The sequence below is a fragment of the Flavilitoribacter nigricans DSM 23189 = NBRC 102662 genome, from assembly GCF_002646595.1.
Classification (GTDB): domain Bacteria; phylum Bacteroidota; class Bacteroidia; order Chitinophagales; family Saprospiraceae; genus Flavilitoribacter; species Flavilitoribacter nigricans.
The window spans coordinates 201603-228163 of the sequence record NZ_PDUD01000024.1 but is presented as its reverse complement, the minus strand read 5'-3'; the positions used below and the strand labels follow the sequence as shown (position 1 = coordinate 228163).

Annotated in this window: 18 protein-coding genes; 14 read left to right on the top strand and 4 right to left on the bottom strand. The window is 52.0% G+C overall.

Annotated elements, in window-relative coordinates:
• The first annotated feature begins 139 nt into the window (after positions 1–139).
• The 10 genes from CRP01_RS20140 (at position 140) to CRP01_RS20095 (ending at position 12036) form a co-directional block, all read left to right on the top strand.
• Positions 140–1267 carry a mandelate racemase/muconate lactonizing enzyme family protein gene (locus CRP01_RS20140; RefSeq protein WP_143473464.1) on the top strand — a complete coding sequence of 376 codons (1128 nt, stop codon included), beginning with the start codon at positions 140–142 and terminating at the stop codon, positions 1265–1267.
• 283 nt (positions 1268–1550) lie between these two features.
• Positions 1551–2798 carry an efflux RND transporter periplasmic adaptor subunit gene (locus CRP01_RS20135; protein WP_099151888.1) on the top strand — a complete coding sequence of 416 codons (1248 nt, stop codon included), beginning with the start codon at positions 1551–1553 and terminating at the stop codon, positions 2796–2798.
• Positions 2799–2847: 49 nt separating this feature from the next.
• The gene (locus CRP01_RS20130; protein WP_099151887.1) at positions 2848–4308 is read left to right on the top strand and encodes a TolC family protein; all 1461 of its coding nucleotides are present in this window, start codon (positions 2848–2850) and stop codon (positions 4306–4308) included.
• 41 nt (positions 4309–4349) lie between these two features.
• A complete protein-coding gene (locus CRP01_RS20125) occupies positions 4350–5015 on the top strand; it encodes an ABC transporter ATP-binding protein (protein ID WP_099151886.1) in 666 nt (221 codons plus the stop codon).
• A gap of 95 nt (positions 5016–5110) precedes the next feature.
• On the top strand, positions 5111–6352 hold the full coding sequence (locus CRP01_RS20120) for an ABC transporter permease (protein WP_099151885.1): 1242 nt from the start codon (positions 5111–5113) through the stop codon (positions 6350–6352).
• Positions 6349–7539: an ABC transporter permease gene (locus CRP01_RS20115; RefSeq protein WP_099151884.1), complete on the top strand. Its 1191-nt coding sequence runs from the start codon at positions 6349–6351 to the stop codon at positions 7537–7539. The genes CRP01_RS20120 and CRP01_RS20115 overlap by 4 nt, the downstream gene beginning before the upstream one ends.
• Before the next feature lie 130 nt (positions 7540–7669).
• Positions 7670–9034, top strand: a complete 1365-nt coding sequence (locus CRP01_RS20110; protein WP_099151883.1) for a sigma-54-dependent transcriptional regulator — start codon at positions 7670–7672, stop codon at positions 9032–9034.
• Positions 9035–9176: 142 nt separating this feature from the next.
• Positions 9177–9686 carry a DinB family protein gene (locus CRP01_RS20105; protein ID WP_099151882.1) on the top strand — a complete coding sequence of 170 codons (510 nt, stop codon included), beginning with the start codon at positions 9177–9179 and terminating at the stop codon, positions 9684–9686.
• 50 nt (positions 9687–9736) lie between these two features.
• On the top strand, positions 9737–11032 hold the full coding sequence (locus CRP01_RS20100; protein WP_099151881.1) for a sensor histidine kinase: 1296 nt from the start codon (positions 9737–9739) through the stop codon (positions 11030–11032).
• Positions 11033–11193: 161 nt separating this feature from the next.
• Positions 11194–12036 (top strand): sterol desaturase family protein, encoded by an 843-nt coding sequence (locus CRP01_RS20095; protein ID WP_099151880.1) that lies wholly within the window; start codon positions 11194–11196, stop codon positions 12034–12036.
• 97 nt (positions 12037–12133) lie between these two features.
• Here the strand turns inward: CRP01_RS20095 and CRP01_RS20090 are convergent, their stop codons facing one another.
• The 4 genes from CRP01_RS20090 to CRP01_RS20075 form a co-directional block, all read right to left on the bottom strand.
• Positions 12134–12616: a hypothetical protein gene (locus tag CRP01_RS20090; protein ID WP_143473463.1), complete on the bottom strand. Its 483-nt coding sequence runs from the start codon at positions 12614–12616 to the stop codon at positions 12134–12136.
• 238 nt (positions 12617–12854) lie between these two features.
• Complete coding sequence (locus tag CRP01_RS20085; RefSeq protein WP_099151878.1) at positions 12855–13721, bottom strand: hypothetical protein; 867 nt, start codon at positions 13719–13721, stop codon at positions 12855–12857.
• Positions 13722–13805: 84 nt separating this feature from the next.
• On the bottom strand, positions 13806–15425 hold the full coding sequence (locus tag CRP01_RS20080) for a SusD/RagB family nutrient-binding outer membrane lipoprotein (RefSeq protein ID WP_099151877.1): 1620 nt from the start codon (positions 15423–15425) through the stop codon (positions 13806–13808).
• A 71-nt stretch (positions 15426–15496) separates the two neighbouring features.
• Entirely contained in the window at positions 15497–18751 is a 3255-nt protein-coding gene (locus tag CRP01_RS20075; RefSeq protein ID WP_099151876.1) for a SusC/RagA family TonB-linked outer membrane protein, read from the bottom strand.
• A 692-nt stretch (positions 18752–19443) separates the two neighbouring features.
• On the opposite strand from CRP01_RS20075, the gene CRP01_RS42370 reads away from it, so the two are divergent.
• The 4 genes from CRP01_RS42370 (at position 19444) to CRP01_RS20060 (ending at position 26515) form a co-directional block, all read left to right on the top strand.
• Positions 19444–19584: a hypothetical protein gene (locus CRP01_RS42370; protein WP_170110463.1), complete on the top strand. Its 141-nt coding sequence runs from the start codon at positions 19444–19446 to the stop codon at positions 19582–19584.
• A 74-nt stretch (positions 19585–19658) separates the two neighbouring features.
• Positions 19659–24575, top strand: coding sequence for a hypothetical protein (locus CRP01_RS20070; protein WP_143473462.1), 4917 nt, complete (start codon positions 19659–19661; stop codon positions 24573–24575).
• Positions 24576–24628: 53 nt separating this feature from the next.
• Entirely contained in the window at positions 24629–25585 is a 957-nt protein-coding gene (locus tag CRP01_RS20065; RefSeq protein WP_099151874.1) for a hypothetical protein, read from the top strand.
• Positions 25586–25636: 51 nt separating this feature from the next.
• On the top strand, positions 25637–26515 hold the full coding sequence (locus CRP01_RS20060) for an HD domain-containing protein (protein WP_099151873.1): 879 nt from the start codon (positions 25637–25639) through the stop codon (positions 26513–26515).
• Positions 26516–26561 lie beyond the last annotated feature (46 nt).

Genomic DNA, 26561 nt, shown 5'->3' with positions numbered 1-26561 from the left:
ACGAATACCGGCGCAACAAACACAATGCCTGGTAAAGGATTGCGGAATGATCAAATATACGGAATAGTACCCTGCTGGCGCAATCCTTCCGGTAGACAAATTTGGGCCATCTTGGCCGTTACTTTCTAAAAGCATTTTTGTGGAAATTGCGTCTGTGCGTTTTCGGGCTATTCAGATCCCGCTTAACTTCCGCTTTGAACAATCCAACAATAGCGGTACGTCCAGTTCCCGGTCGGCGATCGTAGAGATCCGGACCCGCTCCGGCGTTTCCGGCTTTGGCGAATCCTGTCCCCGCACTTACGTTACCGGGGAAAGTATGGAAGACGTGGCCCGGGAAATAGGAATACTGGAGGAGGAACTGCTCCGGACTCCCATCGAATCTTTGGAAGCGCTACACCTCCGCCTGCAAGCTTGGGCGGCGCGCGGCATTGGCCCGAGTACCCGTTGCGCCCTCGAACTGGCCTGGCTGGATGCCTGGAGCCGCAGCGAAAGCAAAAGCCTGCGGGAGTTGCTGGGTATCTCTTACAGCGGTTCTCTGCAATACAGCCTCATCCTGCCTTTTCTTTCCCTGAAAAGTATGGAAAAATTGCTGCCCCTGTTGCAACGATTGCAACCTGCGGCCATAAAGCTCAAAGTAGGCACCGACCAGCCGGATACTATCGCCAAGATAGATCTGTTGCGGAATTTTTTCGGAGAGGACATGCCCATTCGCTTCGATGTGAACGGTGCCTGGGATCTCGATCAAGCCAGGCAGTTTATTCCCGAATTACTGGCGCTCAACATCCATTCTTTCGAACAACCCACCCCGCCGGAAGACCTGAAAAGTCTGCAAATACTCACTCGCCTGTACGGTAAAGATGCCCAGATCATGGCCGATGAATCCCTGCTTGATCTGGCTGGGGCCCGTCGACTGGCCGCAGAAAAGATATGCAATCATTTTAATCTAAAGATCTCTAAACTGGGAGGTATCCAGTCCAGCCTGGAAATCTACCGGCTGGCCCGGGAGAACGGCATCCCCTGTCAGTTGGGTGCCCATTTCGGAGAAACCAGTATACTCACCGCTGCGGCCGCTTTGCTGGGTAGTCTGGTGGACGGAGCGCTGAGCAATACGGAAGGTGCACTGGGAGAGTTGCTGCTGGCGGAAGATATCGTGCAGCCTCCGATTCAGCATCGGGTCGGCGGAGTGCTGCCTCTGGCCGGTCTTTGGCCGGAGCCCGGTCTGGTCGGAAAGATCCACCCGGAGCGCCTGGAAAAGTATACGGTTTAACCATTTTTACTCCCTGCTTAACGAGCTTTACCACTCCTACATTAAATTCCGCATTGGTGTAGGGCTTAGCATTTTCCAATTCCATTCTTACCTGCCGATCCATTTCCCGTACGATAGGCGCCTCTTCGTAGTTTAAATCCATCGTCCGATATCGGACAATCCGTTCGGAATCAAACGCTTTCGTGATGATTGGTTTAATTTAAATACCTGATTTTCATTGCTTTATGTTTTGGCACGCTGCTTGGATTAGTATAGGTGAAAATCGAACAAAAACATTGAGTATATGGATCGTCCGGTAGAAGAAAGAATTCAGCGACAACGAACGTACAGGCGACTTTGGCAGATCGGCCTGGCCCTGATCGTAGTGGTGGCTGGTATTTGGGGATTGCGCAAAATGCTGGGGGGAAAGGTAGACCAGGATCGTCTGCGGGTAGCGGTGGCCGAAACCGGACCGATCAGCAATACGCTGAGCGCGATGGGGGAGGTGATCCCTGCCTACGAGCAGGTGGTGACCAGCCCCATCCAGGCAGACATCCGGGAAGTACTCATTGAAGTCGGCCGGCAGGTAGAACCCGGCGATCCGATCCTCCTGCTGGACAAATCTTTTTTCCTACTCAATTTTGATAAGCAGAAGCAGGAACTGGATCTCCAGGAGAACCGGATTGATAAACTCCGTTTTGCCCTTGCCAAAGATCAGTTTGACCTCGAGATCAAAGACTCCATCAAAGCCCTGGAGATTTACAGCCTGGAAGCTGCGGTGGAAAGTGCAAAGCGCCTGAAACAGATCGGAGGTGGCACGGACGAAGGAGTAGACGAAGCGGTATTGCGCCTCAAGATCGCCCGGCTGGAGAAGAAACAACTGGAGAATGACCTGCTCATTCGGCGGCAGTCTACCAGTACGGAGGTAAAGGAACTGGAGATCCAGGCAAATATTCAGCGCAACAGTATTCAGGAAATGGAAGAAAAGCTGAAGCGGGCCGAAGTGGTGGCATCGCGTCCGGGAGTACTGACCTGGGCCAACGAAAATATTGGATCCACCGTCAGCGAAGGAGAAACCCTGGCCCGCATCGCCGATCTGGGCAGCTACAAAGTGACCGGTACGCTATCGGACGTTTACGCCGAACGGATCAGTCCGGGCCAGGCAGTAAACATCCGGCTGAGTGAAGCGGAAACCATCAGCGGCCGGATCACTAATATCCGGCCCACCGTGGAAAACAACCTGATCAGTTTTGATATCCAGCTGGATGAACCCGATCATGCTGCCCTGCGCCCCAATATGCGCGTGGAGCTCTTCATCATCACGGCCACCAAACCGCAGGTGATCCGGGTGGCGAACGGTCCGGCTTTCAAAGGACGCAACGAGCAGGCGCTATTTGTAATGCGCAACGGTGTGGCCGAAAAACGTATGGTCCGGATCGGACTGGCCAATTCCGATTACGTCGAACTGGAAAATAATATTGCTGCGGGAGAAACCATCGTCATCAGCGACATGAGCCGCTACGAGCACATGGATAAGGTCGACGTCAGATAAGTCCGTTCCATCCGGTATTTACGTTCCGGTGAACCCATAAAAAGATAAAATGCACTGTAAGATCACCCTGTTGTTTTTATTCATCATCGCCTGCTGCGGTCCGAACGTACGGGCTCAGGAAGGCACCCGACTGTCATTAGAGGACGCTATCCGCCTGGCGCAGCAACAATCCATCGCTGCCCGGCGGGCAGCTACCCGCAAGACCTTCAGTTACTGGGAGTGGAGAAATGCCCGGGCGGACCTCAAACCCCAGATCGTACTGGGCGGCACCCTACCCGGTTTTACCCGTACTTTTCAGGAGATCGTGCAGCCGAACGGATCGGTTGATTTCCAATCGGTCTCCAACCATAACGGGGTACTCGATCTGTCGATCAATCAGGAAGTGCCGTTTACCGGCGGAAGCCTTTTCATCGGGACCTATCTACAGCGGTTTGACGACTTCATTAAGGATACGACCCTCTACAATGGGGCACCCATTCAGATCGGATTTTCCCAGCCGTTGTTCCAGTTCAACGCGCTGCGCTGGCAAAAAAAGATCGCTCCCCTGGAATACCAGGAATCCCAACAACAATTTGCTGCGGATATGGAGGAACTGGCCATTGATGCCGTAGACCGCTTTTTCAGTCTGATGGTCGCCAGTATCGATCTGCAGATGGCCCGGACGAACGAAGCGAATACCGATACGCTCTACCGCATTGTACTCGAAAAAGAAGCCCTGGGAAAGGCCTCCCGCAATGATGTGCTGCAAACCAAACTGGAAGGTCTGAAAGCCCGTAAGTCGGTAGCGGTGGCTGAGCAGGATTATGCAACCGGACTGCAGCAACTCAATGCTTTTTTCGGCGGCACACCGGTTGAGGCCCGCCGGCCGGTACTGCCCGAGGAATTGCCGGAACTGACCGTATCTTTGGACAGGGGACTGGACGAGGCGATGAAGAACCGGCCGGAATACACGGCTTTTCAACGCCGTCTGCTGGAAGGGGAACGGGATGTCGCCGAGGCGCGAGGGAATACCGGTTTTTCTGCGGAACTGGTTGCCAACTTTGGTCTTTCCAAAAGTGGCGGCAGACTGAATGATGTGTATACCCGGCCGCAGGATCAGGAACGCATTTTTCTCCGCTTTACCCTGCCCATTGTGGACTGGGGGCGGGCTGCCGGGCAACGGGAACAGGCGCTGGCCAATCAGCAGTTGACTATTTTTGAGGTGGAACAGGACCGGCAGAATGTCGAACAGGGACTGATCACCTGGATCACTTTACTGGAGATGTACCGGCAACAGGTGAGCCTCAACCGCGAAGCGGATGAGATCGCTTCGGACCGCTACCAGATCGCCCAGGATCGCTTTGTACTGGGCAACCTCAGCATTACCGAATTGGGGATCGCGCTGCAGGAAAATGTGAAGGCCCGCCGGGACTATATCCAGTCGCTCTGGAATTTCTGGCGTACCCACTACACCGTGCGCGCGCTGACCCTTTACGATTTTGAACAACAGCAAAAAATAAGCTATCCGTAATTATCCGGTACCGAAAAACGTACCACATACCTCTTAACATCATGATAGAACTAGCGAACATCGAAAAGATCTACCGCACCAAAACGGTGGAGACCGTAGCGCTCAACAACATCAACCTGGAAGTAGACGGCGGAGAATTTCTCTCCATTATGGGTCCCTCCGGTTGCGGTAAAAGTACCCTGCTCAACATCATCGGACTACTGGACGAACCTTCCGGGGGGCGGGTCGCCATCAGCGGGGAGGATTTTGCCCGCTTTACCGACAAACAACTGGCGCGGTTTCGCAATCAGACCATCGGATTCATTTTTCAGAGTTATCACCTGATCAGTGATCTGCCGGTAGTAGATAATGTAGAACTCCCGCTGCTGTACCGGAACATTTCCGGCAAGGAGAGAAGAAGACTGGCGGCGGAAGCCCTGGAAAAGGTCGGCCTCAGTAATCGCATGCAGCATTTCCCGAATCAGCTTTCCGGGGGGCAGAAGCAACGGGTGGCCATCGCCCGTGCCATTGTCGGGCGTCCTAAACTGATCCTGGCCGATGAACCGACCGGCAACCTGGACAGCGTGATGGGCAACGAAGTAATGGACATTCTGCTGCAACTCAACGAGCAGGACGGTACCACCATCATCATGGTGACCCACGATGAAAGTATGGCCCGGAAAACCAATCGGCTGGTGCGTTTATTTGACGGCAGCCAGGTAGTATAAACCGGATGTCGATCGGTGATCGATTATTGTAATAAAAAGTTAGGCGAAGGGCAGATGGATCTACCTCCTGCTCCTGGCTCCGCAAATACTTAATTATGTTAAAAAATTATCTCAAAATAGCCTGGAAAGTACTGGGCCGGAATAAGTTTTTCACTTTTGTGAGCTTATTCGGCATCAGCATCACCCTCGCCATTTTAATGGTCGTGACGACTTTCATGGACCATATCCTCAACCCGAAATATCCGGAAGTGAACCGGGACCGCTCTACCATTGTACGCCGCGTGCAGCTCAGTACCGAAGATGGGAACAGTATGTCCATCAGCGCCGCCAGCTTTTACTTCATGGACCGCTACGTGCGCAAATTGAAAACGCCGGAGCTGGTTGCGATAGCATCCAACAACAATTCGGTCAATACCTTTGTGGACGGCCGAAAGCTATCGCTCCAACTGATCCATACCTGCGAAAACTTTTGGAAGGTCAACGAATTCAAATTCCTGGAAGGAGGGCCGTATACCCGGCAGCACATCGAGGATAACGCCTTCGTAGCCGTTATTTCGGAAGCCACCCGGGATGCCTATTTCGGAGAAGGGACGCAGGCCGTCGGAAAATGGATAGAGGCAGATAATACACGTTACGAGGTGGTTGGTGTAGTCAAGAATGTACCGATTTTCCAAAATTTCTCCCACAGTGACCTGTACGCCCCCTACAATACTTCCAAGATCGATCTGCAGCAGTACGGATTCACCGGAAATTACGTGGCGATGCTCATGGGGCACGACGAATCGGACATCCCGGCCATTAAAGCGGAGTTCGACGAAATGGTGGCCGGTATAGAGATCCCCAAAAGCGAATGGTACGACAAACTGGATACCTATACAGATACCTATCTGGGTGTGATGACCCGGCAGATGTTCCGGAGTGAAAAATCCGAGGAGGGATTATTTTATACGCTGCTGTTTGCCGCCATGTTCCTGTTCATGCTGTTGCCGGCCCTTAATCTGGTCAACCTGAACAGCAGTCGCATCATGGAGCGGGCTTCGGAGATCGGCGTGCGCAAAGCCTTTGGCGCTACTTCGGCGGTACTGACGGTGCAGTTTATCGTGGAAAATATTCTGCTGTCCCTGCTCGGCGGAGCCATCGGCCTGGTCATGGCCTGGGGCATCCTGGAATTATTCGAAGCTACCGGCTGGTTGAAGCACGCCGAGTTGAGCATCAATTTCAATGTCTTCCTGATCGGATTGTTGCTCACCGTATTCTTCGGTTTTCTGTCGGGGGTATTACCGGCTTTGAGAATGTCTAAAATGCAAATTGTTCACGCTATAAAAGGAGACGTATGATCCGGCACTTATTCAAACTGATGTGGAATCAAAAGCGAAAGAACCTGGGATTGCTGGCGGAGGTCTTCTTTTCCTTTCTGGTGATTTTCGCGGTATTTACTTTTCTGGTACACAATTACCAGCGTTATCAGGAACCGTTGGGGTTCTCCTACGACCGGATCTGGACCCTGCGCTTCAATCCCAACCGGGAAAAAGACGCCACCCAGGAAGCATACGAGAAGCGGGTGGCCGGTCAGTTGAAGCAGATCGACCAGATCCTGAAAAATTATTCGGAATTTGAATCGTATACTTTTTTCAGCGGCAACCTGCCCTATGTGGGTAGTCAGCACCTGGTGGGCATGACCTACGACGGCAAGGAGACCAATCCGTACGTATACGCTACCGACGAACGCTTTCCCGCAGTGATGGACATTTCCGTGGAGCAGGGTAAATGGTTTCGCGATGCCGAAGCGGTGCAGGAGGGCATTACACCCATTGTGATCAACCGGCAGTTCCGGGACTATTATTTTGCGGAGGAGAATCCGATCGGCAAACGGATGACCAATGAAGACGAGGAGGCTACCCACGTGGTAGTGGGGATGATCGATAACTTTAAGCAACAGGGAGAATTCTCCAAAGCTTATCCGGCATTTTTCAAACCGCGCCGCGAGGATCCTACCACGGCCATGCTGATCAAGGTGAAACCGGGAACGGATGCGGCGGTAGAAGCCCGCCTGTTCGATGATATTCAGCAGATCACCAAAGACTGGACTATCGATATTCGCTACCTGGATGAACTGCGCCGCCTGGTGCTCATGGAAACCTGGATCCCGTCTCTGCTTTTCCTGATCATCTGTGGTTTCCTGATCTTCAACGTGGCGCTCGGCCTTTTCGGGGTGGTTTGGCAGAACATCAACAAACGCAAACAGGAGATCGGGGTACGGCGGGCCATGGGGGCTACCAAATTCGGTATTCGCACCCAGATCATCGGCGAGACCGCCGTGCTGGCGACCCTGAGCCTGGTGTTGGGGATCTTTTTTGCGATCCAGTTCCCGCTTTTAAAAGTCTTCAATCTGCCGGCGGAAGTCTATATCGTTGCAATTCTGATGGCGATTGTGTTTATTTATCTCATTGTATTCATTTGTTCCTTTTATCCGAGCTTGCTGGCGGCGAAATTACAACCGGCCGTGGCTTTGCATGAGGAGTAGCGAAGTGTTGGGGTGATGAAGTTTTGATGTGTTAATGTTTTGAAGTGTTATGGTGTTGGTGTGTTGCGGTTTGTCGATGTAAGCATATCAATTGCTATATATCACTACATTACAACCTTAAAGATCCAGAATGGTCCTGATTATCGATGACGACATTGCGGTACAAAAATCCCTGGCGCTACTCTTACGGCAGCAGGGGCTGGAATCCGATACGGCGGGTAATGAGCGGGAAGCTCTTGCCAAATTAGCGGAGCGGATGCCGGACCTGATCCTACTCGATATGAACTTTACGGTCGATACCACCGGGGCCGACGGTCTGGCTACCCTGCGGCGTATTCGTGCACTCAATCCGGTGGTGCCGGTGATCCTGATCACGGGTTGGGCAACCATGGAACTGGCCATAGCGGGCATGAAGACGGGGGCCAACGACTTCATTGCCAAACCCTGGGATAACCAACATATGCTCCAGTCGGTAAAAACGGCCCTCGAACTGCAGCGGCCACCGGCTACTTCCAAAAACCGGAAACAACTCGATCAGCAGTTTAATTTTGAGCACATTGTCGGGCAGGATCCGGCCTTCCTGCAGGTCCTGGAAACCATCGGCCGGGTAGCGGCGACGGATGCTTCGGTCCTTATCCTGGGCGAAAGCGGTACGGGAAAAGAGCTGATCGCCGAGGCCATTCACGAAAATAGCCGGCGTCGGCAGCACCCCTTTGTCAAGGTCAATCTGGGGGGCATCTCTACCACCTTATTTGAAAGTGAACTCTTCGGGCACAAACGCGGGGCATTCACCGATGCGCGTTTCGACCGGAAAGGGCGCTTTGAAATGGCGCATACCGGTAGTATATTTCTCGATGAGATCGGCGAGCTGGATCTGACCAGCCAGGTGAAACTGTTGCGTGTATTGCAGGACCGGAAGTTTGAGGTGCTGGGCAGCAGTCAGACCCGGAGCGTGGATATTCGCCTCATCAGCGCGACCAACCGCGACCTCGCCGAAATGGTGGCGGAAGGTAACTTTCGCGAGGATCTTTTTTACCGGATCAATCTCATCACCGTAAAGTTGCCGCCCCTGCGGGAACGACCGGGTGATATCCCGTTGCTGGCGCGCTTTTATCTCGACAATCTCCGGGAATTGTACGATCGCCCCGATCTGGAGATCTCTAAAACAGCCATGGCCTGGCTGCAGCAGTATCCCTTTCCGGGAAATATCCGCGAATTAAAAAACCTGGTGGAACGTACGGTTCTGATCACACCGCGAAATTTTTTGGAGGTGGAAGATTTTCGGACCCAACTCAGCGCTACGGCCAAAAGGAGCGGCGCGGACGACCTGCCCGTAGTGGGCAGCATGACGCTGGAGGAAATGGAAAGAGAAATGATCCAGCGGGCTCTGGACCACTACGACCAGCACATCACCAATGCGGCCAGGGCGCTGGGTCTGACCCGAAGTGCTTTATACCGGCGACTGGAAAAGTACGGGATCGATTTTGAGCGGTAGTCTCACCTGCTTAAACGCATTTGGCCGCCAGCCGGACGGTTTAAGGAAAGTTTCTAAAGAGAATGGAGTAATTTTAGGCTGGTTCCATATTGGGAGCCCGACTGTTTAAAACCATCCTTATTCTTCACTGAATCCATTCGCCATGACCGCAGCACAAATTACCCAACGCCTTGAGGACAATGCCGCCGTATTCCAGGCCCTGCTGGAGCCCGTACCCGAAGCGCAATATCGCTGGAAACCTACACCCGAAAAATGGAGCCTGTTGGAGGTGATCTGTCATTTGTACGATGAAGAGCGGGAGGACTTTCGCACCCGCACCCGTTACGTCCTGGAACAACCGGAAGTAGCGCTACCGCCGATCGATCCGGTGGGCTGGGTGACTCAACGTAACTACGGCAACCAGGACTATACTCAAAAAATACAGGCCTTTCTATCCGAGCGGGCGCAGTCTGTAGAGTGGTTACGCGGACTGGAAAGTCCGGCCTGGGGCAACACCAACGTTCATCCGCAGGGGGGAGAGCGCTCGGCCTTTTTCTTTCTGAGCAACTGGCTGGCCCACGATTACCTGCATATCCGGCAGATCAATCGCCTGAAATACGAGTATTTTGAGACCCACTGCAACAATTCCCTGGCCTATGCCGGAAATTGGTAATTCGCCCGGGATACCGGATCTTGCGTCTCCACAGCTTTAACGTTCTGTATATGACCCTACGCTCCAAATACATTCTCTTTATTACGCTCATCCACCTGGTAGCGCTCGTGATGTCCTTTCTGATCTTCGAGGAGCAGAAGTTATGGTTTATCCTTTCCGAGGGTATCTTGCTGATCTCGCTTTATTTTGCCATCCGCCTGTACCGGGAACTGGTGCAGCCTATTGGTTTACTAAGTCGGGGTATGGATGCCCTTCAGGATCGGGATTTCAATGTGAAGTTCCAGCCTACCGGTCAGATCGAGACGGATAAACTGATCAGCGTTTACAATCAGATGGTCGACCGGCTCCGGGAGGAACGCACCGCCCAGGTGCAGCAGCATTTTTTTCTGGACAAACTCATCAGTACTTCCCCGGTGGGAACTATTATCCTTGATTTTGAAGAGCATATCGCTACCCTTAATCCCCGTGCGGAGCAATTCCTCGGGCTGACACAAAAGCAGGCGAAAGGAAAAAAACTTGACGACCTGAACCCCGAGCTGGCCGGCGCTCTGGCCCAACTGGCCCCGGATAGCTCGGAAACCTTTTCCATCGATGGGATCGCTACTTTTAAATGCCATAAGGCCCATTTTATTGACCGGGGATTCCCGCATTATTTTATCACCATTGAGGATCTGACGACCGAAAAACTGCGGATCGAAAAACAGGCCTACGGCAAGGTGATCCGGATGATGGCGCACGAGGTCAATAACTCCATCGGGCCCATCAATTCCATTCTGGAATCTTTACTCCATTACGATACGGATCTGCCGGAAGGGGAGCGGAGTACCTACCGGGAAGTGATCGAGGTGGCACGCGACCGGAATCAGCGACTTAACGTATTCATGCGGAACTTTGCCGATGTGATCCGGCTGCCGCCGGCCCGTCTGGAACGGCAGGATATCCGGCCGCTCCTGCAGCAGGTGACCACGCTGATGCAGTACCAGACGGAGGAACGCCGGATAGAATGGCGGCAGGAATTGCCCGATAAACCGGTGATCCTGGCCATCGATAAAGAACAACTGGAACAGGTGCTGATCAATATTATAAAAAATGCCATCGAGGCCATTGAGCGGGAAGGGACCATTATCATCCGCCTGGACCGGCATTCCCTCCAGGTGATCGATAATGGCATCGGTCTGCCACCCCGGGACGACGGGCAATTATTTTCTCCATTTTTCAGTACCAAATCCCAGGGGCAGGGGGTAGGACTTACGCTGAGTAAAGAAATTCTGATCAATCACCACTTTACGTTTTCCCTGAGAACGGCAGCAGACGGACAGACCGTTTTTTCCATACAGTTCGGATGAACAAAAATTATTAATTTTGGTGGAAGATTAATTGAATTCAGGGAGAGGTTTAGGTTATAGCACCATGATTTTACCGCGGTTCCCGGCAGGGCAACCTGACACCGGTACCTGCCCGTAGCGGGAAACTTCTTCCGGCCAGTATTTCCGACAACAAAACAAATATGGAAGCTCTAATCGAGTATTTTACCAATATTCCTTCCTCGCACCGGACACTTTTTCTGGTGAGCGGTCTGACGATCTTCTGGATGATCGAAAGTGCCGTTCCGCTATTCTCCTTCAAGTACAATAAGTGGAAACACGCCGGAATCAATATTTTTTTCACCCTGACTACGGCTATTATCAATTTTGCCATGGCTTTCATCCTGGTGAAATCCAGCGACTGGGTGGTCGCCAATGAATTCGGCCTGATCCAATGGGTGAGCATGCCGGTGTGGTTGTACACGATAGTGGGGCTGATGTTGCTGGATCTGATCGGGGCTTATGCCGTGCACTATATCGAACACCGGGTAAAATGGATGTGGCGTTTTCACCTCATCCACCATACGGATCAGAATGTGGATACGACCACGGCCAATCGGCACCATCCCGGAGAAAGTGTATTCCGTTTCGTCTTTACCACAGTCGCCGTATTTATCGTCGGTGCTCCCATGTGGATGGTATTTTTATACCAGACCCTCTCCGTGATCCTCACGCAATTCAATCATTCCAATGTGCGTATGCCGGAATGGCTGGATCGTACGCTGGTCTGGGTGATCTGCACGCCCAATATGCACCGGGTACACCACCATTATCGACTTCCGTATACCGACACCAATTTCGGGAATATCTTTTCCATCTGGGACCGGATCTTCGGCACCTATATCGAAGCGCCCAATGAAAAACTGAAATACGGGGTGGATACCTTTATGGCCCCGGAGGAAGCAAACAATGTCGGCACGCTATTGAAAATCCCATTTATGCGGTATCGGAATACGATCCAGTATGATGAGGATGAAAAATTGTAAAACAGGAATGCGTAGAAATGGGAACCGGTCCTGAAGTTATCCTAACTCCAGAACCGGCATTATTATCTAACCCAGGTGATAGATTTACCAGAAGGATCTATTTATTCGCCGTGGCCAACTTGGTCGAGATCTTGATCACGCCATTTTTACCGGTTTCTCCGTACGCATTGGTTTCCGAATAGCTCTTCAGTACCTTGATCGAAACTATATCCTGGACATTGATACTACGAGCCGCATCCGCATAGGTATTGCCTACGATGGTCTCATCTACAATGAAGAGGGGCTCCACATCCTGAAGGACGGTAGTCTCTCTTTGCTGAGGCGAGCTTTTACCTGCTTCCTGCACAAATGTGGTACCTTTTGAAGATCGACTGGAATTAACTCCCCGTACCGTGACTTTAATATTATTGGAAGAACCGACGACTTGTAGCCCGCTTTGTACCCGTAAAGCATCGGCCAGCGTGCTCATACTGGAGTAGTCGACCTGGCGGTCTGTACTACCCATGGATTGGTTAGATCCGCAGGCTACCCAAAAACAAAGGCAAAAGAATAAACCAAATAGTTGATATCTATTTTTCATAGAGTTTGTAATTTTTAGAATAGGGCTGACCGGTAAATTCATCTTACTGTATTATTGGACAAAATGAAAAAGACAATGTGATCCCCACTAAAGCTAACCTCAAAGCGGAGCAGGCTCACCCCCTCACCCCATCTCCTCGTCTCCCCCTCTCCCGCTCTCCCACATCCCACATCGTCCATTTACTCTGAAAAAATACACCACAATACAGCACTCTACCCGTCAGCCCAATTGAATTAATCTAACTAGCCAGAGGAGGCCAGTCGTTCCCATCCTGACGGGTCAATTCTACGGTACCGCCATCGCCATACGTATTTTCCCACTCTATCGTTAGGGTAGGGCCATCCACGGCAATGATGTTGTAGATATAAGAATCGCCGTACTGATCTTCTCCGGATACGGTAATGATATTACAGGCATCCCCAATCGTAATGCCGGTAACGGGAGTATCCGCCCAGCAGTTGGGGAAGAGGCCGAAAGAACCGTCTGTCGTCGAGTACTGTCCCTCGGAAACTTCCTCCCAGGTGACCGTGGTCATCAGGGTAGATTCCGTACAGGGACCGCCACCCGGTCCGGTGACCTGATTGGTGTGCACCACATCAAAAGTACCGGCCAGTGAAGAAGGGCAGATCAGGTTGATGCTGAAACTCATCGCGTTGCGTTGCCCCGGATTATTAAGGTCGCCGGTAAAGTCATTGGAAGTAAAAACCGTACCGTCTTCCCGGGTCACGGCCGCTTCAAAATCCAGGCGTCCTTTAAATTCATCCAGATCCAAACCGGCTACCGTGGCCAGTTCCTGCGCCGTGAAGGCGAGAGTAGCCGGTAAGGTGCGGGTTTCGTAAAGATCGAAGGGCCCGATATTTCCCGTAGAGGTGACCAGGGTAAACTCCAGCTCATAAGCCGTTACATTATCCGAAGGAGCTACCAGCGTAGCTTCGAAAGCTGGATTGGGATCGGTAGTAAGGTCAAGGATAAAGGTCAACTCTTCGTCAAAACGAACGAAGCCTCCCTTGGGAACACTATCGTGGAAGGCCACATAATCGCTTTCACATCCGGCCATTAACAGGGCTACGATGCAAAGTGGTATATAAAAAAGCGTTTTTCTCATTATCAATTGTTTTATGGTAGTTGGATAAGTTTACAGATACGGATCAGGTCTATTTGATGAGTATCTGCGGGAACACAGCGCTATTTACTCGACAAAACCAGGAGGGTTATTGTCCCAGAAAACCTGGGTGGCCACCGTAGTTTTAGCGGTAATATTCTGGTTCCGGTTCACGACTACACTTGGATACAGGAAGGACCGGATAAATGGTCCGGACTGCTGGTTAAGCGGCAGCTGAATATCCGCCGGTTTGCCGGTCCGCCGGTAATTGTTATATGCTTCCAGACCATTGCCGTACAGCGCGATGTAATACTCGTCAATGATTATGTTCAGGCGCTCATCGTCGGTAGTGGCGGCATCATAAGCCGTAAGTACATCTTCCACGTAGGTATCGATATCCGATTCGGTGGCTGCAAAGTCGGCATCGATCAGATTATCCGGAGCAAAGCTGACAACCTTGTCAATGGCCTCTCGTATCCCGGATTCCAGCAATTCGCGGGGATCACCGTCGGTACCCAAGGTCAGGGCTGCTTCCGCGAGCATAAACTTCACCCAGGAGGATTGCATGTACGGATGGATCCCCGCTCCCTGCAGACCATCGCTAAAGGAAGCGATCGCATCGTCATCAGCGTCAAATTTGCCACCGGCCGGATAAATACCAAAAACAGTACGTAATTGATTATCCGGAGGAATACCGTCGTTGTCGATATGATCACGACCCCAATAGCCGCCACCTGCGTTACAGAATACCATACCCTCTGGATAGTGATCCGGCATCCGCTCTACGATGCAGGGTAATTCGTTTACATCGGAAGAAATGGTAAGGGTTTGCCGGTAGAAGTAGTAACGGGTCCGGGGATCGGGAATACTTTTATCGGTCAGCAGCTTATTCATGAAGTAATTGGACATATAATCTGCCGCTCCTCCGTAATTGTCGCTAAAGTAAGGATGCCGGCTATCCGGGATAGTAGTGGTATTGGAAGAAAAAGGGTGTTCCCAATCACCGGAAGCATCTTCGATCAGGCTTCCGGCCGCCAGCGTATTGATCTCGGAAGCGGCATTGCTGTCTACCAGACGGGTAGTAAGAGCGATGCGCAGTTTCAGTGTATTCACCAAAGCCGTCCATTTGTCTACATCTCCGCCGTAGTAGAGATCATTGGCGGGGGTGTTCAGGGACGTAGCTGCAAAATTATCCAGGGCCATGTCGAGCAGACTTTTTGCCTCTGCGTATACATTGGCGCCGTCATCCACCGTCGGCAAAAAGTTATCGCTTCCGGCAAAAGCCTCACTCAGCGGAATATCACCGAAGAAATCGACTAGTGAGATCAAGGTGTAAGCTTTGATCGTCCGGGCGATCCCGGCGTGGATAAAGAGTTCACGCTCTTCCGCCAGCGTCATTAGATTATTGGCGTCACTCATGATCCCGAGATAGGCCTGCTGCCACATATCATCGAAGTCCTGCGGCTGATAGGCCGATTCGTAGGTGGAAGCCCGGGGCTCCATGGCTACCATGCGGGCCGCTTCCATGGTGTAGTCCGTAATCTCAAAGAAAAATTCGTTAAGACCGAATTGAATACTATTGAGGATAAAGTCCGGATTGGCCGTATCCGGAGATAAATTATTGGGGTCCGTCTGTAAGTCCAGGTCACAGCCACTCGCCAGACTTAGCCCAATTGCCAAAAATAATATATGAAATATTTTCTTCATTTGTCTTTTGTTTTGTATTGTCGATCAGATTATTGAGCCACAAAATCTTTTAGGATTCTGCAGATCGGTCTCTAGAACTGCACGCGAAGACTGGCACCATAACGGCGAACACTAGGTCCGTTTAGGAACTCAAATCCCAGACCGTTCCCATCTGCACCAAAACCTAGTGCATCCGTATCCACATTCGAATTTGGTGGCATATTGATGGCATTAAACCAGAGGTTTTGCCCGGAAAGGCTCAGCGAAATTCCACCGAACGGAGAATTTGCCAGGAAGGATCTGGGCAGCGAATAGGACAGCGTTACGTCACGCAGACGGATCGTCGTGGCGTCAAAAACGGAGAGCTCATCCGGCCCGAAACCAATGTTGTCGAAATAAAGATTGGTTGCGGTGATCATGGTCGTATTGGGCGTACCGTCAGCCGTTACCCCATCCAGCACAAAAGCCTGGGTGCGGTCGAAGTCGGTGTCCTTGGTCAGGCCGCGGGCAAATAGTGCCTCCGCCGTACCGGAAAACATGTCGCCTCCATGGCGATAATCGAGCTGAGCGGACAAGCTCAAACCTTTCCAGGTGATCGTATTGGTGATACCCATGGTGAAATCCGGGTGAGGATTACCGATGATCTGAATGTTGGCAGCCTGGTTGTAGTATCCATCACCATCAATGATGGCCCGACCCTGCTCATCGCGGTCGATAACCGTGCCCTTCATGATGCCGTACACCTCGCCTTCCACGGCAAAGTTGCCCTGGTTGGTGAAACCGGCGATCTGGACTTCATCCAGCCCCTGACCCAGTTCATTGACCACACTTTTGTAAGCGTAGAAATTGGTGTAGATATTCCAGCGGAAATCACCTACCTGAACGGGAGTAAGATCTAATCCTACTTCAATGCCCCGGTTCTCGATCTCACCGATGTTGATCGTCGTCTGGCTAAATCCGGTGGACGGATCCAGAGGAGCATCCGTGATCAGATCGTTGGTGATCCGGCGATAAAGCGTCAGATCCAGCCCCAGACGGTTATTGAATAATTGCGCATCGACCCCGAATTCCAGTTCTTTATGCAATTCCGGTTTCAGGTTCGGATTACCCAGGATAGCGGAAGCTCCGTTATCTTCAAAGTAGGTAGCGTTACTATTGGTCGTGATGACCGCACCGGTGCGATCTACAAACTGACGGGCATTGGAGGAAAGCGTGCTACGCGTACTGTAGGGGTCGGGGAAACCGGCAGAAGTACCGTATCCCAAACGCAGTTTCAGGTAATTCAGCACGCTCGATTGCGGCATTAATTCGGTAGGAATAAAGGAAAGGCTGGCACTGGGGTAAAAGAGGGTGTTGTTCTCTTTTTCCACGGTAGAAGACCAGTCATTCCGGCCGGCCAGGTTGACGTACAGATAATTTTTATAGTCGAATGTGATCGACGCATATCCTGCAACCAGGCGTTCCAGCTGACTGAACTGAATGTCCAGCCCCGAAAGGCTATTTACCGAAGACTGGTTGGTAAAATTGGAATGCTCAATAAATCCGAATACCAGTTGGTTCGTACTTTCGATACCATTCCGACCGAACTCATCCTGCCGGTAATTCAGACCAGCGGTAACGTCCATATCCAATTCGGGTAGTATATTAGCGAAGCTGGCAGTAGCAAAGGCATTCTGATCAAAAATGGTATTGACTATATCCGTAGTCCGGTACATCCCGTTGTTAATGGCGGCGTAGTCGTTGCTGGCCAGGCCAATTCGGTTGACGATGTACTCCTGCCGCTCGGTATAGGTATCAATACCCAGTCGGTAATTCAGACTCAGCCAGGTCGTCGGCTTGTAAGAAAGACTGGACTGACCATAAAAGCGATCCACCACACTGGTATTACGGGCGTACTTGGTCGTCCAGCGCGGATTTAGGATGTCATTACCACTACGGTAATATACCGGTCGGTTATCCGCCGGAGCTTCGAAAGGCAGGCCGGAAAGATCGACCCCTCTCGGTACGTAGAATACATCCGAAAATACGGAAAGGCCACCTCCCGCAAAAATACCGCTACCGTCGCCGTAGCTGATCGGTGGGGTGGCGTAGTCGGTTTTTACGTAATTGAAAGTACTGTTCAGCATCAGATTATTGGCAAGTTCTACCCTGCCGCCGATGCCGAGGTTTAATTTCCGAACACTGTTACCCGGTAGGAAACCTTTATCGTCGGTATAACCGAAAGTTCCGCTAAAGGTCGCTTTATCACTTCCTCCCTGGATGTTGAGGGAAGTATTGGTCACGTAACCTTTTTCAAAGAATTCCTCCGTACTGTTGTAATTGCGGTAGTCGTAACGGGCACCGGCATATTCCGGAAATTGCGCCTTCAGGGATGGATCCGTAAGGGCATCCAGTGGGTGGCGTACCTGGCCGCTGGCATCGATACCACGGCCACCGCGGGTATTAAAATTGGGTCCCCAGTTACTGAAGAAGAAGCCGAAATTCTGGTGGAAACCGCCACCGTAATTAGTTTGATAATTGGGCAGTGATGCGATTTCGGTAGAGAAATAAGACTGGCTCAGCGTAACCGAGGTTTTCTGGCTAGCTTTGGAAGCACTGCCGTTTTTGGTAGTGATCAGGATCACCCCGTTGCGGCCCTGTTCTCCGTAGGTAACCGTCGCGCTCAATCCCTTCAATACGCTGATACTGGCAATATTGTTGGGGTCGAGATCCAGGAAGCGGCTGGAAGTAGCCTGACCGCCTTCCAGGAAGTCGTTGGTGCCGTTATCCTTATTGGTATTGGTGTTGAAAGGCACTCCGTCTACCACGAATAACGGCTGGTTGGAGCCGGTCAGGGAAGAATAGCCCCGGATGACTACGTTGGTCCCACTACCGCTCACCCCACTGGTGGAGGTAATATTCACCCCGGCAACCTTGCCTTTCAGCAGGCGGGTGACGTCGGATTCCGGTTTTTGTTCCAGCTCCCCGCCGTCTACGGTACTGACCGCATAACCGAGGGCTCTTTTTTCTTTCTGGATCCCCTGGGCCGTAACGATCACTTCGTCCAGTGCCAGTCCCTGTTGCAGGGTGACATCGACGACATTGGACGCGCCGACGGTGACTTCCCTGGCGCTGTAGCCCGTGTAGGTAAAGACCAGCACGGAATTTCCGGCCGGTAAACTGAGTTGATAAGTTCCGTCAAAGTCCGTAACAGTACCCGAAAGGGTACCTTTTACCAGGACGCTGGCCCCGATCAGGGGTTCTCCGTTACCGGCATCGGTTACGGTTCCCGTAATGGAGCGCTCCTGTGCAAAGGACCAGCTAAGAAGGCTTAGCATAAGCATTGCGAGTAGCGACACTCTCTTCATAAAACAGTGGTTTTAATAATAAAAAAAGTCGAGGGAATAGGAATTCCTTATTGCGGCCGGCACCTAGCCGGGCAATGACTCGAATGAATTAGTCTTATTGGAGCTACAAGACTTCAATGTTTGGAATAAGGAAAGTGCAGGGTACATTTTGTTGGCACGTACTTTACCCTGCGCCATGAAAGGTATCACCGGACCTTTGGCTTAACGTACATTGTCCTGAACTATAGTTGTTACTGTCATTGAAAACCCTAAAATACAATGACAACGAGCCGTGCGGCCTAAATGCCGAACTGCCCGACAACTACCGTCAGGTAGAAATCAAAGCTATACCAGTCTTGTAGTGAACTAATGAGAACCTAGTGGAGTCCGTCAGAAACGGTACATGAAGAGAATTTTTCACTAATCCTTTTAAATGGAGCTATTACTAATCCGAAAGGTCTTGCTTGATGAGTAACGTCTGACTTTCGTCAAACGCTGTCGCTAATTTAAAAAAAATGTTAATAAGGGGTTAACCCAGAATGAAGGTGTGGCTTTCAAATGACAATTTTTTTTGACCATGAGGGGCAGGGTGGCTTTCTTTCAAAACGCTGCATTTATCAGATTTTCCGGGAGTTATTCCGCAATTGGAGCTAAAATTACTCGCCGGATATTCTACCAGCCGCAGCAGTGATGAAACAGCAATGTTTTGCCGTGTGCACAGCCGGCCACCGTACCGGGGCACTGAAACGGACCTGGCGATCGTTAAAAAAATGATGGAGCGTCCGGAAGGCAGGATCTTTTGGGAAGAGGGCAGCGGAAATAAGGTGAGCTGTTTTCGACTGGAATTTTTCTAAGCTTTTACCGGATTGCCTGAATTATATTTTATCTTCGCTAGACCTATAACGATACACCTAAACCCATAATCCCTATGGCCATTTCTCTAACTGCCGAGGCAATAATCCTGGCAATTAACTCCGCAATTAAACTGGGGGACCGGTTGCAGCGGGCTTACGCCAATAGTATTAAAGCCAAAGCGATCCTCTTACCGCTTCCCAAATTTGATGCCCGACCTAATTTCGAACGGGCCCACCGCTTTTTTAAATTCGAAGAACAAGGCAAACATTTCCGATCCCGGATCGAACGTATTCAGCATTTATTCGATGAACACGAGGAGTTCGGTCTAGGTAGCACCGATCAGGATGAATACATCGATTATTACATCCAGCTTCATTTTCAACTGGACAAGGACCGCCACGAGGATACCGCGGAGGATGCCGAGATCAACCTGGACAGCTTATTGGCCCTCCTGCAGGTGCGCCAGTGGGAAACGGGAAAAGCACCGCGAAACTCTCCGGTAAAATTGGTTGCCGGCACCCTGGTAGAGATCGGTATTGATTACTTCAATCAGGTGCCGGGAGCGCTGAATCCGAAATCCTCACTGGGCCAGGTCATGCAACATTTTTTGTCCGCGCTGGACGATATCGAGATCGCTGAATCCGAGGACTTCGGAGCGCTGTCGGCCCAGATCGTACCCCAGTTGTTTATCGCGACGGCCGAATCGGTCCAGACCCTGAGCAAAGAGATCAGCAGTGACGAAAAGATCCAGTCGTTCATTGCCGCTACCAGTAAGCAGATCGCCGATGACCTGATCCGGAGGGCCCGGGATCACGGACCGGGTGAGAGCGCCGAAGCGGTGAGATGGGGCCAACTCGTACTCCGCAGTATGGTGAAAAATGCAGGCCACTATGTCTTCAATGCCCCTGCGGATTTCTTTCGTACTAATGCCGGCGCATCCGGCCTGATCCAGGCTACCGGAACGGTCTTGCTCGATGCCATTCTCAGTGATCCGGATAAACTGGACCTCAAAAACGGGTTCAACAGTGAGACATTGGACCGGGTTGTTCGTTCGGCTCTCCATGTGGTATCCGAACACCCAAAAATGATCAGTGGGAAGGACGGTATCCGGGAAGTAGTGGTCGGCGTGAGCGCGGCCATGGCCGAAGCGGGCATCAAGAACCGTCCGGATCTGTTGCCGGAACTGGTCCGGATCATCCTGGAGCATACGGCCGGCAATTTCCACCTGATCGTTCGCGGCGGACCCGGCGAACCGGGAAAACATCTCCTCGTAATCGCCGTTCAGCAGTTGTTGCTGGCCGTATCCCGGCCGGTACCCGAAGGCAACTGGAAATTGCGCTTACCGAAAGGACAATTGATCGGGATTGCCGAAAATATACTGGATGAGGTAGTCATGAACCCCGACTGGGTGCTGGCTACGGTGGCCGATCGGACCCTGTTGCGGGAAACACTGGACGCCACCTTTCAGGCTCTGTCCGGACTACCCAAAGATCAGCGACTCAACAAGGAGGTCCTGGATCTGATCATTCGCATCAACATCCGTACGGTTGTAACGAACCAGGGGGTTCTGGACCGTGTACACTGGGGATCGGATGAACAGGAAGTGATCATCCTGCAAAAAGGACTGGACCTGGTCTTCCATTTTGTATTCGTGAGCGGCACAGTTGCTCCGGCCGAACGGATCCACCTGCTCAGCGAACTGCTGCGCTACATCTCTAAAGTGATCCTGACCCACCATCCCGACGAACGCGGTCTGCTCCTGATCGACATGATCCTTTTCCAGGATCCGAATGTGGATTATTCGGCGGGATTCAATCCCAAACTGGCCGACGATCTGATCAATGCTGCCCTGACTGTCATGCAAACTCATCCCGAACTGGTAACGGGTCAGGTGTCTTTGCAAAATATCCTGTCGGGCGTGGCGGGTGCCCTGCATGCGACCAGTTTCAAAAAGGCCGGTATCCTGTCCGAACTGGCGAGATTAAGCCTGTTGTATACTGCCGAAAATATCCATCTCGTCATTCTGGCGGATGAAGAAGAACCGAAATATCTCCTGGTGCTGGCTCTGCGTCAGCTGTTATCTACGCTGACCGTCCGGGAAGAGGCCGAACACTGGCAACCCCGTTTGACGGCAGCCCAACTGCTCACCATCACCGAGAATGTCTTCGATCAGATCGTACATTACCCGCAATGGCTGCTGCCGGACGATGCGGGAGATACCGTTTTCGGAGCGGTGCTGGAAGCTACTTTCAGCGCCTTACGCACCCTGCCGAAAACCGAACGATTGCAGGCGAAGACGCTGGAACATGTTGTTCAGTTATCCCTGACAACGGTGGTAAGTCACCCTCAGCTTCTGGACAAGGTCTCCTGGGGTACGGAGGAAGAAGAAGCTGCCATTCTGCAGCACGCGATGAATCTGGTGGTAAGTTTTGTTTTCGAAAGTTCGGAAGCCATCGGCGGAGACCGGCTGCAGCTGCTGGTAGATCTGCTGCACTACATTCTGGAAGTGGTGATGCGGCAGCATCCCGGGAAAAAAGGTCTGCTGTTTATCGATCTTATCCTCTTCGAAGATCCGGATGTGGATTTCCGGCAGGGTTTCCGGCCGGAACTGGCCGATCAGTTGTTCCAGGCAACCCTCAAGGTGCTGGACTACCGGCCCGATCTCATTACGAATGATCAGGCTTTGCAGCGGATCATCGAGGGTTGCGCGGGCGCCCTAAAAGAAACGGATCTCCGTCGCAAGGGATTGTTGCTGGAGGTGATCCGTCTGGTATTGGAATCTACGGCAGATAATCTGCTGCTCATCATTAAGACCGATTCGGATGAGGCCGAATACCTGCTCGTACGGGCGTTGCGGGAGCTGCTTTTTGCGCTGACGCGGGATGTGGAAGACGGTCACTGGCGACCGAAACTTACGGTGGACGAGGTACTGACCATTGTTGAGGACCTGTTCGACGTTCTACTGGACCATCCGGAATGGGTAACGCCCGACGAAGGAGGGACCACCCTGTTCGGAGAGGTGACCCGGACCTGTATGGATGCCCTGAAAGTATTGCCGAAGGATCAAAGATTAAATGCCGCTACCCTGAGCGATCTGCTGCGCTTATCCCTGCGTACGGTGGCGGCCAGTCCTCGTCTGCTGCAGAAGATCCATTGGGGGACGGATGCCGAAGAGGCCGTTATCCTGGATCATGCCCTGAAACTGACGGTTGCCTTTGTATTTGAACGCTCCGGAACTACCGGTGGCCAGCGCCTGCTGTTGCTTACCGAGTTGTTGCATTATGTGCTGGAAATGCAGATGAGCCGTTATCCAAATCAGAAAGGACTGTTGCTGCTGGATCTGATCCTTTTCGAAGATCCGGGAGTCGACTACAGCCAGGGCTTCCAGCCGGAATTATACGAAAGACTGATCGAAGCGGCGATCAGGGTACTGGATTACCGACCGGACCTGGTGACCGACGATCGCTTATTCCAGCACCTGATCGAGGCGGTGATGGGAACCCTGAAAGCCTCCGGTTACCAGCAACCGGGTTTGTTGATGGAACTGGTGCGGCTGGTACTGGCCTGTACTGCGGAAAATGTGCAATTGATCATTCGCACGGAGGCCGGGGAGGTCAAATATCTGTTGGCCATAGCTTTGGAATCGCTGCTGGAGGAACTTAGTGCTCCTCCGGAAAGTTCGGATCAATGGCATCCACAGTTGAATCTGGCCCAGTTGCTGAGCACGGTGGAAGACGTTTTGGATTACCTGGTCATTCATCCGGACCTGCTGACCGATCAATTGCGGGAGGGCACCATTTTTGCGGAGACCCTGAAAGCATTGTTCCGCGGATTGCGTCAACTACCGAAATCCCAGCGATTAAATCCGGATAGTCTGGAATGGCTGTTGCGGACCTGCCTGCAGGCGGCCGCCGGTAGTCAGGAGATCCTGCAGAAGATCAAATGGGGACCGGACGAAGAAGAGGCGGTCATTCTCGAAAAAGCGCTGGAACTTGTTTTCGCCTACGTTTTCCCGGAAGAAGGCCCCGCGCGGGCGGAGGCACTGGAAGACCTGTTGGAATATACGCTGGAGTTCATTATCCGGCACCATCAGGATAAGAAGGCGCTGTTGTTATTGTACCTGATCCTGTTTGAATGGCCCGAACTGGGCAGAAGGCCCCTGCCGCCGGATCAGCAGGTGGAAGCACTCGTTGAGGCGGGATTGCAGCTACTCCAGGCGCGTCCGGAACTGATCACGAATGATGCCATCTGGCAAAAGATCATTCAGGATACGGCTAAAGCGCTGAGCGACTCTAAACTGGATATGCCCGAACTCTTGCCGGAGATGCTGCGGCTTACGCTGGTTCATACGGCCGAGAATATCGACCTGCTGACGGACGTAAAACCGAATAGCCGGCAATATGTCCTCACGGTAGCTATGGAACAGTGCCTGCGGGCTATTGCCCAGAAGCCGAAGCGCGGTAAGTGGAAGCCGCAGTTGAGCCGCCCCCAGATACTGGAAATATTGACCCTGTGCCTGGAAACGATGTTGCAAAACCCACTCTGGACCAAAGACAAGCTATTGCAACTTACCCTGGAAGCCATATTCGAAGGGCTACAGGCCGTTCCGGAAGAGCGAAAATGGGCTTATGCTTCCATTCGCCTGTTGATCGAGCACGGTTTGACAGCAGTTAGTTTCCGGAAAAACCTGGTGATCGAAGTTGTGCACCGGCAGGGCCGGCGGCAGGTTATTGCATTGACCTACGCGCTGGAAGGACTGCTGGTGACACTGTACAACGAGGACGATTCCGCCGCAACGGCATCCTGGACCCTGACGCAAACCAAAGTGCTGGACGAGATCCTCGATAGTTTTCTGCAGGGACTGGTGGAAGGCCCGATTACCAAAGAGGCGATCAACGATGCGCTGGAGCCGGTGCGAGAGGCCATGGAGGACCTGGCGGAAAACGCGGCCTTTAGCCTGGAGGAATTGTTGGGAGAACTGGAACAGTAAAGTCATAAGCAGTCGATATCCGAAATTAACGACAACTGTTTAAAAAATACACCATGAAAAAACTAAATCTAGTCAACAAGGCGATACTACTTCTGCTGATCGTATGCCTGTTCGGAAGTTGTGCCAAATCGATCCTCTATTGGAATCAGGCTATCAAAAGCTTCGAACAGGGAGCGGAAATGGAAATTAAAAGCCAATTCGCAGACCGGCTCGGAGTACAGGGCGATCTGCCACTGGATGCGCTTCCCAATCTGGACGCGCTGGTGCCGGCTACTACGGCCGAAGTGCCGGTAGGCACCAGTCCGGAAGAATACTACCGGATGGCCGATGAAAAGATCACCATGGCTCTGGCCAATCCGGCTCCTCTGGTGAAGGAAGAAAAAATGGGCAATGCCCTGACGATTAAAGCCCTCACCGCCTGGAAAACGGGACAGCTCGATCTGGCCCGCACCAATGCCGGCGCTGCCTTGGAGGCTCTGGCCGGTGTCGGGCAAGAGAGCCCCCGGGACGCTGCCCTGGCGGAAGCCATTCCCGGACTGGTAGCCCTGGATATCGCCTATGACAGTACGAAGGCTACCATTGCCCAGCTAAAAGAACGCTCGGACACGGCTCCGGACGCGGAGCGATCCGCGAATGAGGCCTTTATGCAAAAAAGCAGTGATCTGTACCGGAAATTTGTATCCGATACGGAAAGTGAGCAATCCATCGCGGCCGGTCGGGCGTTTATCGAGGGCGCTATCGATTCGAGTGGAGAACACGAAGATGTGAAGATGTATCTGGTCTTAAGTGAACTAACAGGACTGAAAAACCGCTTCGATTTCTGGGCCCAGCTCAATAATTTCGCCAAACGTTCCCGTCTGAAGTCCGGTGATGAAGACTTGAAAAACTGGCTGGATGAGGAAGAGGAAGATTACATCAATGAAAAAGATGCCGCTCTGGCAAGATTGAAAACGCTTCTGGGCGGAGATGAGCGGCACGCCGTTTATCGCTTTTGGGATGGAATACTTTAGACTGTGGACCGGCCAGTTTCGGAAGCCAACATAAATACTGCCCAAAAAGCGATGATATACCGCGATAAAATATACGGCACATTTGAACTGACCGGCGTACTGGAAGCCATCATCAACACCCGGGTGTTTCAGCGTTTGCGCCGTATCCATCAGGGAGGAGCTGTTTTTTTGCTCAATCCCGGGATCAATCAGACGCGCTACGAGCATTCGATCGGGGTAATGCTGTTGATCCGTAAACTGGGAGGAACGATGGAATCCCAGATTGCCGGCCTGATCCACGATATTTCCCATACCGCATTTTCGCATTTGATCGACTATGTGCTGGAAAACGAGCGGGAAGACTACCACGAAACCCGCTACCCCGAAGTTTTGGCGGATCCGGAGTTGGCCGCAGTTTTGCGTCAATACGATTTTGCTCCGGAACAGTTTCTGGATCTGGAACTATATCCGCTCCTGGAGTATCCGTTGCCGAATCTTTCGTGTGATCGCATCGATTATACCCTGAGGGATCTTTTTCAGATCGGTTATCTGCAGCCGAAGGATATCGACTGGTTTCTGGCGGGCCTGGTTGTTTACAATGGAAGGGTAGTGGTGCGTTCTAAGGAATACGCCAAATGGTTTCAGCAACAATACGAGTACCTGGTCCGGGAGTATTTCGAAGGAGAAGAAAATGAACTGGCCAACCGGATCATGAAGACCATGGTCGGAGACTGCCTGGCCCGGGGTGTACTGGCCGTGGAGGATTTTCACCGGGATGATCTTTATGTGATCGAAAAAATGGAAGCATCCCTGGGCATTGAATTACCAGCGCACATGCAGGCCATACGAAGCGACGATTCGGGGATCGAACTGATCCGGCACAAAAAGAGAGTCATCGATCCGGAAATACTGGTCGGAGACCGGGTGATCCGACTTTCCGCAATAAATTGAAGGATCCATCCCGTCAGGAGGAGCAATACCCACCTTACACTACCAG